This window comes from Methylocystis sp. H62 (assembly GCF_015709515.1).
In the GTDB taxonomy this organism is placed as follows: Bacteria; Pseudomonadota; Alphaproteobacteria; order Rhizobiales; family Beijerinckiaceae; genus Methylocystis.
This window is the reverse complement of the sequence record NZ_JADNQZ010000057.1, coordinates 41905-54829: the sequence shown is the minus strand read 5'-3', so window position 1 is coordinate 54829 and position 12925 is coordinate 41905. Positions and strand designations below refer to the sequence as shown.

Below are 12925 nucleotides of genomic sequence, written 5' to 3'. Positions count from 1 at the left end.
TGCGCTCACGCCCATTTCTCGATCCTTAGGCCTGGGATATCATCGAAATCCTCAGTGTTCGCCGCGATCAGCGTGAGGCTGAGATCGAGCGCCTGCGCGGCGATCATGCGATCCAGCGTGCGGCGGCGTTTCGGGTCCAGTTTGCGCAGCAGCGCGCCGTAAGCGTCGGCGGCGCCGCGGTCGAAGGGCAGCACGTCCAGATTTTCGGCGAGCAGCGCGATGTTCTCCGCGAGCCGTCCGTTATTTTCGGCTGCGGCTGCACCAAGCGTCTCGGCGAGACTGATCGACGAGAGCGCCACGTCGCCGATCTCGAGCGCTGCGAGCCGATCGAGCACGCCGGGAAGGCCAAGCGCCGCGGCGATGACGATATTGGTGTCGAGGAGGTAGCGCGCCATTGCGCTAGCGAGCGTCGAACAGCCGCTTGGGCGGCTTGAATTCGGGGCGCGCGATCGAAGGTGACGGGGCGGCTTTGAGCCGCGCGACGAGTTCGGCCATATCGAGCCGCGCCGGCGTCACCACGAGACTTCCGCCTTGGCGCCGCACGACAACTTCAGCGCCCTCGTCGAACGCAATCCCGCGCGGCAGCCGAACCGCCAGGCTATTGCCAGATTTGAAAATACGCGTGGAGCTCATGTTCACACAGTGTCAGTGACGCGAAATTATGTCAATATTAGTATATACGGCGTGCATTAAAACGGGACCGGGTCGACGACCGGCATCGAAGGAAGCGCAAATGCGTTTCAGTCAACGGCTCGCTTGATCCCTCGGGCGAGCGCGTGCTATCTGCGACACGCCACGTATGCGCCGCGGAGAGGTGGCTGAGTGGTTGAAAGCACCGCACTCGAAATGCGGCATACGGGCAACCGTATCGGGGGTTCAAATCCCTCCCTCTCCGCCAGACATCCATCGGGAGACCGCGGCCGAAGGGTCGAGCGATCCGCGGGCCGCTCCGAAAGAATCGCGAGAACTGCCGCGCGCTCGTGTCTTGTGCGCCTACCGCTGTCTCAGCCGCAGACGAAGCTCAGTTCGCTATTGTTGATTTGAGCGGCGATCCATGCGGCGCCTTTTTTTCGATGCGTTTCAACCAAGGCGGACGCGCGGCTGAGATCGGACTCCGAGAGTGAGATATTGCATGCCTTGGAGATCTGACGATTGATTTCTGCTTTACGCGCAGCGGCGGTCCGCTGCGCAAGAACCGCGTTTACGGCGGAGACACTCGGCGGCTTTGCGATCGCGAGCGTCGACATCGCGGTGAACGCGCAGCATGTGAAGATGACGATCTTTCGCATTCGATTTCCTCGTTACGGGCGCTTTTTCGCCCAATCGCCCGGAGCTAAACGTCCATGATCAAGATTCACTGCCCGACGGGCAGACACGTCGTTGATCTGTTCGTTCTGGGGGAAGCCGAGAGATTGGGTCTTCGCTTTGAATTAACAAGCGTCGCAGAAGATGAGCGTAGAACTTAAAACGTGCTTTACAGCGGAGGTTGCAAAAAGCAGCGGCTCTGTAAATCAGAGCTACTGCAAAACGTCGGGCCACCGCTTAGATCTTCTCGACGACGGCAGTCATTGCAGACGATGAAGCGCTTTATACCGCTGTTTTGATTTTCGTCTGGGCGGCGAGACGTCCGCACCCGTTGCAGATGTTCTTGCCGCGCGCGGCGCGCCTTCGTATTTTATAGGCCAGACGCTGCCGGGCGCCGTGATGGCGAAACGCCCCAAGCTCGCCAGTCCGCTTCGTCACAGGGGAAGTGGTCGATGCGGTTTTTTCCATCGTCGAGCGTGGAGGAACGCTAGGTCATGACGCGCGGGGATCGTTACCGCTTTGCTGACGCCAGGCCTTACGAATGACTCGAAAATTCAGCGGCGGCGAGTTTGAAGCTCTAAGGGCGCTGCTGCTGGCGCTGGAGGATGTCCAGCGCTCGCCGCCAGAGCCGATCTTCGTCGCCGTCGGCGAACTCGCGCAGATCCTGCACAGGTCGCGGCCAGAGATCATCGCCGGGCTCGATACGCTCGCCGGCCTGAATTTCATCGAAGGTCCCGGCGTCTATCGCGAGTGCGACTGGCTGTTTCGCCGCCTGACGCGCCGCGGCGCGGCGCTGGCCGATCTGATCCGCGACCCCGTCGATTGGAAACGAGCGCTCGACGCCTATGCGCCATTCTTTGCCCGTTGACTCCATTTGGCCCGCACGCGCCGCCACCGGGCTGCGGCCTCCCGGCGTCGCGCCTTGATCAGTTGCGCAAGCTCTGTGCGCCGCAGATTGAAGCGGTCGTTCGGCGCGAGCGCCATGTAACGCTCGGCGATTTCGGTGATGACGATATCGGGCTTCAGGCGCTTGACGAGCCCCCAATCGACATTGGCTGACCAGACAAAGACGAGTTCGCGCGCCGTTTCGGCGAGCTGCGCCGTCAGACGGTCGGGTCCGACGCCGGAGAAGGAATCGCCAAAAAGCAAAATCCGCACGTTATTGGGCGCCGCGTCGTTCCTGTAGATCGCATGCGCGCCGACATGGATGTCGCCGCCGTGAATGGGATCTTCGAGGATGCGCACGACCGCATTGGCGTAAACGCGTTGCGCGTCCGCGATCCAATCGATTTCGCGAATCTGCTCCCAGCGCGGCGGATCGAATTTGCCGCCGAGATCCATGATTTTATGAATCGTGTTGCAGGGCCGGTTCGCGAGGTCCGCATTCGGCGTCAGCTGCAGCGCCTCGCACAAGAGGCGATAGGCGAGCAGACTACCGTCCGGCGTCCAATGCGTGTCGCTGCGCCAGTAGAGTTCGACCTCGTCGCGCCGCTCGCGCATCGGCCAAACGAGATCGACCCATCCGGCCGCGCGTGCAGCGCCGCCAAAGAGCTGTTGCAGGCGGATCGCTGGCGCGAGGTCGACATTGACGAGCGGCGTCGCTTGTTTATGCCCGTAGATCGTCAGCTTTTCCGGCGCGACGAGATGGGCGTAGGCGACGCCGAGCCCTTCGCAACGATGCTTTCGTTCAATGATGGCGTCCCGCCATCGGCGCAGGTTGACGTCCGGCAGATGGCCGCCGTTGCGCTCATAGAGCGTGGTGACGAAATTGGTTCCGCCCGTGAGGAACAGCCATCCGTCGTGACCTTCGTGAACGATGAGTTCGGTCACGGCGCTGACGTCGTGATGGAGTTCGCCGTGGAGTCCGGCTCGGGCTTGCGCGCGTAAAGGATCGTCGCGGCGGCGAGTTCGAAAAGTTTTTCGCGAGGCAATTCCCGCGCCCATGGCTTTTCGAGCAGCGGGCCGGGATAGGCGATCAGATCTTCGACGCGCGTGCGCAAGAATTCTTTGCGCGCGCGCGGCGAAAGACCTTGCGACCAGGAGCGCAGCTGCCAGGCGATCGCCCAGATCGGGTGCGTCGGATTGGTGACCTCCTGCCGTTCGATGGTCAAATGCCCCTCGAAAAGCGTGCGCAGTCCCTCATGCGTCATATTGAAATAGTGATGCGGATAGCCGTGCAGCGGCTGCAGAAACGGCACGCAGCATTTGAGCCATCCGCCCGGCTTGAGCACGCGCGCGATTTCGGCGGCGCAGCGAAACGGATCCTTCACATGCTCCAAAACCGCGATCGAGATGACGCCGTCGAAGGCGTCATTCTTGAAGGGCAGCCGATGCGCCAGGCCGACCACATCTGTCGTTGCATAATCCATCATTTCGAAGTTGACGACATTGCTATAATAGACCGGACGGTAGCCCGCGCCGACGTCAAGGATCAAGCCATCGGCGTGGCGCTCGATCAGTTCGACTGTTTCATCGTCATAGCCGTTCTCGCTGATCGGCATATCCTCGGCGGCGTCTTGCGCCTGAAGCGAGGGTTCATCCGAAAACACGAATTTGCCCGAACCCGACAACGGCGTTTCCGGGTCGAGCAGCAGCGGTCGCACCGCGCTGAGCTTTCGTGCGCGAATTGCAGGGATGTCGCTCATACGCAGCTGACGCCGTCCCTGGGCGCGACCAAGCTGATCGAAATGCGCGCGGCCCGAGGCGAGCTGACCGAGTTCGATCGCCTGTCGCACGTCCGGGTTCGCGGCCAGATAGCGCGCCTCGTCGAAATTCTCCGGCGTCGCGGGCTCGTCATCGGCGACCTTCTGCCGGCGGCCCTCAATATGGCCGAATTTTTTGAAATGCCGCCAGCCCGAGCCGATTTTGCCGAGGCGAACGGCCTCGGCGACGTCGGGGTTGACGGCGAGATAGGCCTTTTCGTCGAAGGTTTGCGGCGTCGGCGTCTCTTGCAGCGCCGTCGACTTAAAGGGATTATTCATGCAGACGGCGAAATGATACTCAATAGCCACCTCCGCCGGATTGTTAGCACAAGCGGCAGTATAGGAAAACACGGGATCTGCTTTTCAATCGGTGCGCTCCGTGGCGAGGAAGGGGCGATGATGTGATCAAGAGAGTTTCGAAAACCGCCATGCAATCTGGTCAGGGTGAGATCGCTCACGCGGGCGAGGCGCCAATCGTGGTCGAGGCGTTCTATCGCTACGGCTACAGGGGTCGCTCAATGCTCGCCATTCGCGCCCCTTTTGCGATGGGCGCGGACGGCGCCGACATCATTGGGCGCGCCATCGAAACGGGCGCGCGCCATTATGTCGTGGTCTCAATCGCGCGCCAGATCTCCGGACCGATTCATTCAGGCGAACCGCTCGGCGTCGAGCTGCGCGCCAGCGACGCATGTGAAGAGTCATCGGGCTAAAGAATGACCAAGATTTTGGGGCTTGGGCACAGTCATATCGTGGCGATCGCCAAAGGATGTTACGAGCTGCAGCACGAGGGCTTTCGCCTTGGCGGCGCGCCGCTCCTTTCGCGATTCCTCTATCTCTATGATCCCGAGATAACGCCGACCTTAGCGGAGGAGGGCTCAGCTTCGCGCCTCAATGCCCGCCTTCGCCAAATCATCGACGAGGAGCGGCCGGATGGCGTCGTATTGTCGGTCGGCGGCAATGAGCATATCGCTCTTTCGGTGACGCAGCCTAAAGAGCGCTTCGATTTTATTCTCGGCGCGGAGCCGGAGCTCGATCTCGAGCAGGGGGCCGAGGTGCTGCCAGAAGTCGCCATTCGCGAGACTTTGCGGGAAAAAATGGCGCCAACGCTTTCAACCATCGAAGCGATACGAAACGAAACGGCCGCGCCGATCGTTTGCCTTGAGCCCCCGCCTCCCTTTCCAAATTCACGCATTTTGGAATGTCCGCAAGAGTTTTTTCGTAAATCATTCGATCCAAAAAAAATGTCGGGCGAGACGTTCCGCTATAAAATGTGGCGTACGCAGACTGCGCTTTATCGTGAAGTTTGCGCGCGCGCAGGTATTCTTTTTGCGGCCGTTCCGACCGAGTTCATCGCGCCATCGGGCGTGTTGGCGGAGGTTGTTTGGGGCGCCGACGCCTCCCACGCAAACGCGCTCTTTGGCCGACGCATGATCCAAAGCGCCGCAGAGCTGATCGAGCCGCGGCTGAGTGATGGACGGCAATGAAGACGCATCCCTATTCGAAACGCCCCGACTACGCCCTGTGGCGCCGCGCGGTCGCGGATGTCGCGCCCGGCGAACTCGATCCCGTCGTGGAGGCGCCTTTCCGGCTCGGCCTTCGTGAAAAGACCGCGACCGCTGGGAGCTGTTTCGCTCAACATATCGGCCGTTACTTGAAGTCGAGCGGCTGCAATTATCTCATCACCGAGCCGCCGCATCGCTTCATCGGTCAGCAGGCTGCCGACGCCCTCAATTACGGCCTCTACACGGCGCGCTACGGCAATATCTACACGAGCCGCCAGCTGCTGCAGCTTTTCGAGCGCGCCTATGGGCGGTTCACACCGAAGGAGAACTACTGGCCAGAAGGCGCCGCGCATGTGGTCGACCCGTTTCGGCCGCAAATTCAGCCCGGCGGCTTCAACTCGATCCGTGAACTCGACTATGATCGCGAGCGTCATTTCGAAGCCGTGCGCCGAGCGTTCGAGACGCTCGACGTCTTCGTGTTCACGCTAGGACTGACAGAGTTCTGGCGTTCGCGCGAGGATGGCGCGGCTTTTCCGCTCTGCCCGGGCGTCACGGGCGGCGATTACTCTCCCGCGCGACACGAATTCGTCAACCTTGGCGTCGATGACGTCGTCGCCGACATGACCGCCTTCATCGCGCGTCTGCGCGCCGTCAATCCTGGCGCGCGAGTCATTTTGACCGTCTCTCCCGTGCCGCTTGTCGCCACCGCCGAGCCGCGTCATGTGCTGATCTCCACGATGTATTCGAAATCGGCGCTACGCGTCGCGTGCGATATGCTTTCGCGCACGCTCGGTCAGGTCGCCTATTTTCCTTCTTATGAGATCGTCGCCGGCGGCTATGCGCCGACCGATTATTTCGCGCCAGACAGGCGCAGCGTCACGCAGGAAGGCGTGGCGCATGTTATGCGCGTGTTTGAACGGCACTTCATCAAGCGCAACGCCGCCGGTGAAGCCTTGCGCGGGGCGTTGCGCGCGTTCGCCCCGGCGCGCGCGGCCACAGCCGAAGATCCGATCGCCGCCGCGATGCGCCTCATGTGCGACGAGGAGGCTCTATCGCTGGAGCGAATCGAAGCATCGTCGAGCGACGCCGAGCAGGCTGAAGTGGAGCCGGCGCCGCAGAACCAGTCAGCAAAAGAATTTGCCGCGCAGGAACCGCTCGCCGATGAGACCGAGCGTGAGGCTGATGCCGCCGACCTACAGAATCAGGGACGTGTTGATTAGCTCGGCATCATAGCTCGTAGAGTAAGCGGAGCGCAGCGCGAGCCCATGGCCGCCTGAGCGCGCCCGCCGCAACTCGGGCTCGCGTCTTTGGCGGATCAGTTGGTCAGCGCCGGACTTTCGCGATAGAGCGTCGGAAAAAGGCGCTTGAGATCGTCGATTTTCGGCAAGTCGTTATAGACGATGTAAGGCTGCGCAGGATGGCGTACGAGATAATCCTGATGATAGGGCTCCGCCGGATAGAAGGCCTTCAGCGGTTCGAGCGTCGTGACGATGGGCGCTGAAAGCGCCTTTGCCTTCGAAAGCTGCGCAATATAATTGCGCGCAGCCTTTTCCTGATCGGCGTTCGCCACAAAAATCGCCGAACGATATTGCGCGCCTGCATCAGGCCCCTGGCGATTAAGCTGCGTCGGATCATGCGCGACGGAGAAGTAGACGCGCAGCAGTTCTCCAAGACTGACGGTCTTCGGATCATAAGCGATTTCGACCGATTCAGCGTGACCGGTGTCGCCGCGCGAGACGGCTTCGTAACGCGCCATGTCCTTGGCGCCGCCGGCATAGCCGGACACGGCGCGCGAGACGCCTTTGACGCGCTGAAACACGCCCTGCACGCCCCAGAAGCAGCCGCCAGCGACGACGAGCTTCTGTTCGCCGACGCTCGTCGCCGGCGGATCGTAAGCGGGCGCGGGCAGAACGACTGCGCGTTCGGCGGCGTCCCCGCGCAGGGGAGCGAAAATGATCAGCGCGGCGACGAGAACAGCGGCGGTGAATCTCATGGGGATATCCCTTACGCTTGTCCGCGCCCGATGAAACGCAGCGCGACGCCGTTCATGCAGTAGCGCAGCCCGGTGGGCTTGGGTCCGTCGGTGAAAACGTGGCCAAGATGCGCGTCGCAGCGCTTGCAGGAGTTAGCGACGCGTCTCATGCCGAACGCCGTGTCGGCGCTTTCCACAACATTGGCCTTGGAAATCGGCGCAAAGAAGCTTGGCCAGCCCGTGCCCGAGTCATATTTCGTCTTTGAGTCGAACAGCGCCGTATCGCAACAGACGCATCGGTAAATTCCGTCGGCGTGATTATCCCAGTTGGGCCCGGTGAAGGCGCGCTCCGTGCCGTCCTTGCGCGTGACCTCGAAGGCGAGCGGCGACAGTTGCGCGCGCCATTCGGCGTCGGTCTTGAGGATTTTTTCCAGGCGCGAAACGCCAAGGCTCTTGCCGTTCGAGTCGAAGGTTTCAATCTCGATGATTTCGGCGTCGGCATGCGCCTTCGGCGCGAAGGCGAAAAAAACAGCGCCTGAGAGAAGGTTACGACGGTTCACGATCGGCTCCTGCGGTCTCATGCGTATTCGTTCGCGCCCTGGGAAAAGTTACAGAGCCACGAAAAACTGTCGTGTCACCTGCGCCCGAAGAGCTTTTCGATGTCCGCGAGCTTCAGCTCAATATAGGTGGGCCGGCCGTGATTGCATTGGCCTGCCCCCGGCGTCGTCTCCATCTCGCGCAGCAGCGCATTCATCTCGGGCGCCGAAAGCCGCCTGCCGGCCCGCACCGAATGATGGCAGGCGCAGGTGGCGAGCACGTGATCGAGCCGGCGCGAAAGCCCGCGCGCGTCGCCTTCCTCCGCCAGGATGTCGGCGATGTCCTCGACAAGCCGCTTGCAGTCGACCTCGCCGAGCAGCGCCGGGGTCTCGCGCACCAGCACGGCGCCTGGGCCGAAGAGTTCGAGCGCCAGGCCAAGCGCCGCGAGTTCGTCCAGCGCCGGCGCAAGCGCATTCATGCGCGCCTCGTCGAGGTCGACGACGGCGGGGATCAGCAGCATCTGTCGCGCGACGCCGGCCGCCTCGCGCTGGCGTTTGAGCTTCTCATAGACGATGCGCTCATGCGCGGCGTGCTGGTCGACGATGACGAGACCGTCCTGCGTCTGCGCGATGATGTAGGTTTCGTGCAGCTGCGCGCGCGCCGCGCCGAGCGGCGACTGCGGCTCCTGCGCAGGCGTCTCATGCGCGCGCGAATCGGCCATCGGCGCGCCGGCGTCGAAAGCGGCTTGCGGCTGCTCTTCGAAGCCGGCGGGCGCGTAAGGCGAGCGCGGTAGGCTCCAGTTCGCCGGCGGCGGCGCGCGATATGGCGCGCCATTGCCGCGCGCCAGAACGTCGATCGCCGCGCGCGTGTTTGTATCGGCGCTGCGATGGCTCTTCTCGGCCAGCGCCTGCTTCAACGCGCCGACGACGAGGCCGCGCACCAGCCCTGGATCGGCGAAGCGCACCTCCGCCTTTGCCGGATGCACATTGACGTCGACGCTGCGCGGATCGCAATCGATGAACAGCGCGACGACGGGATGGCGGTCGTGGCTTAGAAAATCGAGATAGGCGGCGCGAATGGCCCCTGCGAAAAGCTTGTCGCGCACCGGCCGTCCATTGACATAGACATATTGCATCTGGGCGTTGCCGCGACTGTAGGTCGGCAGGCCGGCAAGGCCCGAGAGGTTCACGCCTTCGCGTTCCGCTTCAAGCCGAAACGCGTTGGCGGCGAAGTCTTCGCCAAGGATCTGGAAGATGCGCCGCGCGGAATCGTCGCCGCAGGCGGCATAATCGAAGAGCGCGCCGCTGTCGGTGGACAGCGAGAAGCGCGCCTGCGGATGGGCCATGGCGAGTCGCTTGACGACATCGACGATCGCCGCGGTTTCGGTGCGCTCGGTCTTGAGGAACTTGAGCCGCGCCGGCGTCGCAGCGAACAGTGCGCGCGCTTCGATCTTGGTCCCGTGCGGCCAGTTCGAGGCGGACAGTGGGCGCTTCTCGCCCGCGTCGACCCGGATGGAACAGCCGTGCGGGGCGCCCATCGCCCGGGTTTCGATCGTCAGGTCCGCCACCGCCGCGATCGACGGCAACGCCTCGCCGCGAAAGCCGAGCGTCGCGATGCTGGTCAGATCGCCGTCGGGAATTTTGGACGTCGCATGGCGCTCGATGGCGAGCGCCAGGTCGCGCGCGTCCATCCCGCTGCCGTCGTCGATGACGCGGATGAGGCTTTTGCCGCCTTGCGCGATCGCGACGTCGATGCGCGTCGCGCCGGCGTCGAGCGCGTTCTCAACCAGCTCCTTGACGGCGGACGCCGGACGCTCGACCACTTCGCCGGCGGCGATGCGATCGACGAGAAGGGGATCGAGACGGCGAACAGGCATGGGTGAATCAGCTCAGAGGCTAGGGCTTTGTGGATTATAGCGGCTTTGGCGGAACAATCGCCATGAACGGCTCAGGCGCGGTGAGCGCGTCGGGGATCGAAGCCGCCGCAAGGGCGGCGGATCCGGTTCACCACAGCCCGCCCGCGCTTTTGGCGCGGGGATGCCCAAAACATGCCTCTTGAAACTATACCCCTTAGGGGTATATGTTAACGCCATTGCTAGGAGCGGATTTGCAGATTTTCAAAACCAAGTGGTTTGCACGGTTTGCACGAAAGGAAAAGGTTGGGGATGCGCGGCTGCGCGAAGCGATCAGCCGCGCGGAGAAGGGCGGCATTGACGCCACGCTTGGCGGCAACCTTATCAAGCAACGGGTTGCGCGGGATGGCGGGGGCAGGTCCGGCGGATTCCGCACCATCATCGCCTACCGCGTGAAGGAGCGAAGCATTTTTCTCTACGGCTTCGCCAAGAACGAGCGGGACAATATCGACGCGGATGATTTGGAGATATTGAAAAAGCTGGCGCGGCAATTCCTGCCAATGCGCGCAGTGGAGATTGAAAGGGCGATCGAAGAAGGCGAACTCATCGAGGTGGAACATGACGACTAAGGCGAAGAAGAAATTTCGCAGCACGATCGCGGAAGCGGCGCACGAAACCGCAAGCGGCCTGCATCGCATTGGCCTCATCGACGCCAAGACGATGCGCGAATTTGATGCGGCGTGTCTCACCACGATTGAGCCGCTGACGGGCAAGCAGATCCTGGCGCTGCGCGAGCGCGAAGGCGTGAGCCAAGGCGTGTTCGCCCGCGTGTTGAACGTAAAGCCGAAACTGGTGAGCGAATGGGAGCGTGGCGAAAAGAAGCCAAGCGGCCCCTCGCTCAAGCTGCTTTCGCTCGTGAAGGCGCGGGGTCTTGAGGCGATAATTTGATTGCGAAAGGTTTTACCTTTTGCAGGGCAATATCTTAATCACCTCGGCGCCGTTCGTCGCTGCTTCTCTGCGTTTAATCGCCTGAAATTCTCAAGCAAAATTTCGCCTGCTCCTAAGGCCTCGCGACCGGCAGTTATTGCCGAAACAAGTTCACCGACCGAAACATGACCAACGTCCTTTTTGGCAATGTCGATTTTCTTGAGGAGCTTTGCCGCCGCTACTGGCTTAAACGTCCACGAATCATTCTTAAGAACCGCAGGGGTATGACAGACTATGTTTCTATACTTGAATACATTTTCAACTTTGTTACAGTAATTGCCAACATTGCTTTTCCAATCTGTTGCTGAAATATGCTTTGCTCTTTCTTTTATAATCTCAATTTTTAGACGTGTGTCTATGGTGGCGACGACTGGCTCCACCATTAAAGCTCCTCCTATATCCAAAACCTCAATAAGCACTCGATTTAACTGCCAGTCGATACCCGTGGCAGTCATCACTAATTCGCCGACTATCGCATACGTGTCTTTATGCTGCTCTGCCTTTTTCTTTGTAACAGTCATATCCCCAGCCTTGAAATCGTGCTTCGCGAAACATTGAACCGCTGCGCGAGTTCGGCTTGCGTCACCTCGCCTTTGGCAAGCTCGCACAAAGCCTCCTCGCGCTGATGGCGGGTCAGCTTGGGAGGTCGCCCCATGTGAACGCCTCGGGCCTTGGCGCGGCTGCGGCCTTCGCTGGTGCGGGCGCGGATTAACTCGCGCTCGAACTCGGCAAGGCCGGTCAATACGGTGAGCATAAGTCGCCCGTGTGGGGTTGTCGTGTCCGCCCATACGTCGGCGAGCGAGCGGAATCCGGCTCCCGCCTTCCCGATAGTGTCAAGTATGTTGAGTAGGTCGCGCGTCGATCTGGCGAGCCTATCGAGGCGCGTCACAAGCAACACGTCGCCCTTGCTCAAGGCGCCGAGCGCTCGGCGTAGCTGGGCGCGGTCGCTCGATGCGCCGCTGCTGGTCTCCTTGAAAACCCTCTCGGCTCCGGCAGCGCGTAACGCCTTCACCTGAGCGTCAACGCTCTGGCCGTCAATTGAGACGCGAGCATAGGCGAAAATGGGCATGCCGGAATGGTAGGGAAGCCCTCAACTTTTGCAACAAACTTTTGCACCTCGCAAAGGCCTGATCTTCAAAGGCGCGACGGTGGTTGCAAAAGTATGGACTTGTGCACGCATGGAGACGTGCAAAATCATCCTCGCTCGTGCCCAAAATCTCAGGGTCTCACCGCGTCAGGGCGAGGGGCGAGGCTCAGGACTGGCGGTCGTCGCGTTCATCGTAGGAACTCCACTTCATCCCCCAGCCTTCGAACGAGCGAAAGCGAACGCGCCGGCATTGCCGGCGACGGCTCTTACTGTTCCAGAGCTGATAGAGAGCGATGAAAAAGGAGGCCGTCGTGAACGCGAAGCCAAGCCAGTCCCGCATGTCGTGCGACATTGCGGGTTGGTGGTCTCGTGTATGGGGCCAATAAAAACCCACCTGTCGGCGGGTTTGGGTCAGAGGCGCGAATCGCACCTCTACCAAAAATATAGCATAAAGCCGCGTCCCGTGTGCCAAGCCATTTCGCAAAAAATGGCGACTACTGTTCCACCAGCAACTTCAAAAGAGCGGCGCGAGCACCAGCGCCAAATTCTCGACAGCCACCACCCGCGCCCTGGCGCCGGGCGCAAGGCTTTCGACAAGCGAGTCTTGCGCAAGCCGCGCCTGCCATTCGACGCCGGACCAGAACACGACGCCATGCCTCTTCGTCACCTCATGCGTCGTCGTCACTTCGCGCCCGATCAGATCGCTGCTCTTATCTTCTTCGATGTCGGCGTTTTGAAACCGCTGCAGCGGCTTTCTGCCGACGATGGCGATCAGCAGGCCGGCGCCGGCGACGATCGCCGCGGTTTCGACGAGCGATGGTCGCCAGCCCGTCGCATAGAGAACCGCGCTGGTCAGCAGCGCGCCCACCGCGACGAACATCACCGGCGACAGGCCGATCACGACGATGTCGAGGCCGAGCAGGATCAGGCCGGCGATCAGGCTCGCATTGGCGGGATCGTAGAGAAAGGCGGTCTCCATCT

At 61.5% G+C, this 12925-nt stretch carries 18 protein-coding genes and 1 tRNA gene; 7 read left to right on the top strand and 12 right to left on the bottom strand.

Annotated features, from left to right (window positions below; all coding sequences use genetic code 11):
* Positions 1 to 5: 5 nt before the first annotated feature.
* Positions 6 to 395: a PIN domain-containing protein gene (locus tag IYY11_RS15590; RefSeq protein ID WP_196404694.1), complete on the bottom strand. Its 390-nt coding sequence runs from the start codon at positions 393 to 395 to the stop codon at positions 6 to 8.
* A 4-nt stretch (positions 396 to 399) separates the two neighbouring features.
* The gene (locus tag IYY11_RS15585) at positions 400 to 633 is read right to left on the bottom strand and encodes an antitoxin (protein WP_196404693.1); all 234 of its coding nucleotides are present in this window, start codon (positions 631 to 633) and stop codon (positions 400 to 402) included.
* Between the two features lie 175 nt (positions 634 to 808).
* Here IYY11_RS15585 and IYY11_RS15580 point away from each other — a divergent pair.
* Positions 809 to 898, top strand: a tRNA-Ser gene (locus IYY11_RS15580).
* Between the two features lie 106 nt (positions 899 to 1004).
* On the opposite strand, the gene IYY11_RS15575 is transcribed toward IYY11_RS15580, so the two are convergent.
* Positions 1005 to 1289, bottom strand: a complete 285-nt coding sequence (locus tag IYY11_RS15575) for a hypothetical protein (protein ID WP_196404692.1) — start codon at positions 1287 to 1289, stop codon at positions 1005 to 1007.
* 557 nt (positions 1290 to 1846) lie between these two features.
* Here IYY11_RS15575 and IYY11_RS15570 point away from each other — a divergent pair.
* Positions 1847 to 2173, top strand: a complete 327-nt coding sequence (locus tag IYY11_RS15570; protein ID WP_196404691.1) for a hypothetical protein — start codon at positions 1847 to 1849, stop codon at positions 2171 to 2173.
* Here the strand turns inward: IYY11_RS15570 and IYY11_RS15565 are convergent.
* Both IYY11_RS15565 and IYY11_RS15560 read right to left on the bottom strand, forming a co-directional pair.
* Positions 2149 to 3135, bottom strand: coding sequence for an alginate O-acetyltransferase AlgX-related protein (locus IYY11_RS15565; protein ID WP_196404690.1), 987 nt, complete (start codon positions 3133 to 3135; stop codon positions 2149 to 2151). The genes IYY11_RS15570 and IYY11_RS15565 overlap by 25 nt on opposite strands.
* Positions 3132 to 4286 carry a class I SAM-dependent methyltransferase gene (locus IYY11_RS15560; RefSeq protein ID WP_196404689.1) on the bottom strand — a complete coding sequence of 385 codons (1155 nt, stop codon included), beginning with the start codon at positions 4284 to 4286 and terminating at the stop codon, positions 3132 to 3134. The genes IYY11_RS15565 and IYY11_RS15560 overlap by 4 nt, the downstream gene beginning before the upstream one ends.
* A 149-nt stretch (positions 4287 to 4435) precedes the next feature.
* On the opposite strand from IYY11_RS15560, the gene IYY11_RS15555 reads away from it, so the two are divergent.
* From IYY11_RS15555 to IYY11_RS15545, 3 genes are read left to right on the top strand one after another with little or no spacing between them, the layout of a single operon-like run.
* A complete protein-coding gene (locus tag IYY11_RS15555; protein WP_196404688.1) occupies positions 4436 to 4717 on the top strand; it encodes a hypothetical protein in 282 nt (93 codons plus the stop codon).
* Positions 4718 to 4720: 3 nt separating this feature from the next.
* Complete coding sequence (locus IYY11_RS15550) at positions 4721 to 5491, top strand: hypothetical protein (RefSeq protein ID WP_196404687.1); 771 nt, start codon at positions 4721 to 4723, stop codon at positions 5489 to 5491.
* Complete coding sequence (locus IYY11_RS15545; protein WP_196404686.1) at positions 5488 to 6729, top strand: GSCFA domain-containing protein; 1242 nt, start codon at positions 5488 to 5490, stop codon at positions 6727 to 6729. The genes IYY11_RS15550 and IYY11_RS15545 overlap by 4 nt, the downstream gene beginning before the upstream one ends.
* Positions 6730 to 6824: 95 nt before the next feature.
* Here the strand turns inward: IYY11_RS15545 and msrA are convergent, their stop codons facing one another.
* The 3 genes from msrA to mutL are packed head-to-tail and all read right to left on the bottom strand — an operon-like array spanning position 6825 to position 9894.
* Complete coding sequence (gene msrA, locus IYY11_RS15540) at positions 6825 to 7502, bottom strand: peptide-methionine (S)-S-oxide reductase MsrA (protein WP_196404685.1); 678 nt, start codon at positions 7500 to 7502, stop codon at positions 6825 to 6827.
* Positions 7503 to 7513: 11 nt separating this feature from the next.
* Positions 7514 to 8068: a peptide-methionine (R)-S-oxide reductase MsrB gene (gene msrB, locus IYY11_RS15535; protein ID WP_312029744.1), complete on the bottom strand. Its 555-nt coding sequence runs from the start codon at positions 8066 to 8068 to the stop codon at positions 7514 to 7516.
* A gap of 47 nt (positions 8069 to 8115) precedes the next feature.
* Positions 8116 to 9894, bottom strand: a complete 1779-nt coding sequence (mutL, locus tag IYY11_RS15530; RefSeq protein WP_196404683.1) for a DNA mismatch repair endonuclease MutL — start codon at positions 9892 to 9894, stop codon at positions 8116 to 8118.
* Between the two features lie 230 nt (positions 9895 to 10124).
* Between mutL and IYY11_RS15525 the strand changes: the two genes are divergently transcribed.
* Together IYY11_RS15525 and IYY11_RS15520 are read left to right on the top strand one after the other, a co-directional pair.
* Positions 10125 to 10499: a type II toxin-antitoxin system RelE/ParE family toxin gene (locus IYY11_RS15525; RefSeq protein WP_196404682.1), complete on the top strand. Its 375-nt coding sequence runs from the start codon at positions 10125 to 10127 to the stop codon at positions 10497 to 10499.
* Entirely contained in the window at positions 10489 to 10818 is a 330-nt protein-coding gene (locus tag IYY11_RS15520) for a DNA-binding transcriptional regulator (RefSeq protein ID WP_196404681.1), read from the top strand. Before IYY11_RS15525 ends, IYY11_RS15520 begins: the two co-directional genes overlap by 11 nt.
* A 38-nt stretch (positions 10819 to 10856) precedes the next feature.
* On the opposite strand, the gene IYY11_RS15515 is transcribed toward IYY11_RS15520, so the two are convergent.
* The 4 genes from IYY11_RS15515 to IYY11_RS15505 form a co-directional block, all read right to left on the bottom strand.
* Positions 10857 to 11378, bottom strand: a complete 522-nt coding sequence (locus IYY11_RS15515; protein WP_196404680.1) for a hypothetical protein — start codon at positions 11376 to 11378, stop codon at positions 10857 to 10859.
* The gene (locus tag IYY11_RS15510; protein WP_196404679.1) at positions 11375 to 11926 is read right to left on the bottom strand and encodes a recombinase family protein; all 552 of its coding nucleotides are present in this window, start codon (positions 11924 to 11926) and stop codon (positions 11375 to 11377) included. Before IYY11_RS15510 ends, IYY11_RS15515 begins: the two co-directional genes overlap by 4 nt.
* A gap of 184 nt (positions 11927 to 12110) precedes the next feature.
* Complete coding sequence (locus tag IYY11_RS22450) at positions 12111 to 12296, bottom strand: hypothetical protein (RefSeq protein ID WP_210331388.1); 186 nt, start codon at positions 12294 to 12296, stop codon at positions 12111 to 12113.
* 162 nt (positions 12297 to 12458) lie between these two features.
* Positions 12459 to 12923, bottom strand: a complete 465-nt coding sequence (locus tag IYY11_RS15505; protein WP_196404678.1) for an NfeD family protein — start codon at positions 12921 to 12923, stop codon at positions 12459 to 12461.
* Positions 12924 to 12925: the final 2 nt, after the last annotated feature.

What these genes read in the sequence shown, in the direction of transcription:
- IYY11_RS15570 (WP_196404691.1), top strand. Translation starts at nt 1,847, where the DNA reads ATGACTCGAAAATTCAGCGGCGGCGAGTTTGAAGCTCTAAGGGCGCTG.
- IYY11_RS15505 (WP_196404678.1), bottom strand. Translation starts at nt 12,923, where the DNA reads ATGGAGACCGCCTTTCTCTACGATCCCGCCAATGCGAGCCTGATCGCC.
- IYY11_RS15560 (WP_196404689.1), bottom strand. Translation starts at nt 4,286, where the DNA reads ATGAATAATCCCTTTAAGTCGACGGCGCTGCAAGAGACGCCGACGCCG.
- IYY11_RS15585 (WP_196404693.1), bottom strand. Translation starts at nt 633, where the DNA reads ATGAGCTCCACGCGTATTTTCAAATCTGGCAATAGCCTGGCGGTTCGG.
- IYY11_RS15590 (WP_196404694.1), bottom strand. Translation starts at nt 395, where the DNA reads ATGGCGCGCTACCTCCTCGACACCAATATCGTCATCGCCGCGGCGCTT.
- IYY11_RS15545 (WP_196404686.1), top strand. Translation starts at nt 5,488, where the DNA reads ATGAAGACGCATCCCTATTCGAAACGCCCCGACTACGCCCTGTGGCGC.
- msrA (WP_196404685.1), bottom strand. Translation starts at nt 7,502, where the DNA reads ATGAGATTCACCGCCGCTGTTCTCGTCGCCGCGCTGATCATTTTCGCT.
- IYY11_RS15575 (WP_196404692.1), bottom strand. Translation starts at nt 1,289, where the DNA reads ATGCGAAAGATCGTCATCTTCACATGCTGCGCGTTCACCGCGATGTCG.
- IYY11_RS15510 (WP_196404679.1), bottom strand. Translation starts at nt 11,926, where the DNA reads ATGCCCATTTTCGCCTATGCTCGCGTCTCAATTGACGGCCAGAGCGTT.
- IYY11_RS22450 (WP_210331388.1), bottom strand. Translation starts at nt 12,296, where the DNA reads ATGTCGCACGACATGCGGGACTGGCTTGGCTTCGCGTTCACGACGGCC.
- IYY11_RS15550 (WP_196404687.1), top strand. Translation starts at nt 4,721, where the DNA reads ATGACCAAGATTTTGGGGCTTGGGCACAGTCATATCGTGGCGATCGCC.
- mutL (WP_196404683.1), bottom strand. Translation starts at nt 9,894, where the DNA reads ATGCCTGTTCGCCGTCTCGATCCCCTTCTCGTCGATCGCATCGCCGCC.
- IYY11_RS15515 (WP_196404680.1), bottom strand. Translation starts at nt 11,378, where the DNA reads ATGACTGTTACAAAGAAAAAGGCAGAGCAGCATAAAGACACGTATGCG.
- IYY11_RS15520 (WP_196404681.1), top strand. Translation starts at nt 10,489, where the DNA reads ATGACGACTAAGGCGAAGAAGAAATTTCGCAGCACGATCGCGGAAGCG.
- IYY11_RS15555 (WP_196404688.1), top strand. Translation starts at nt 4,436, where the DNA reads ATGCAATCTGGTCAGGGTGAGATCGCTCACGCGGGCGAGGCGCCAATC.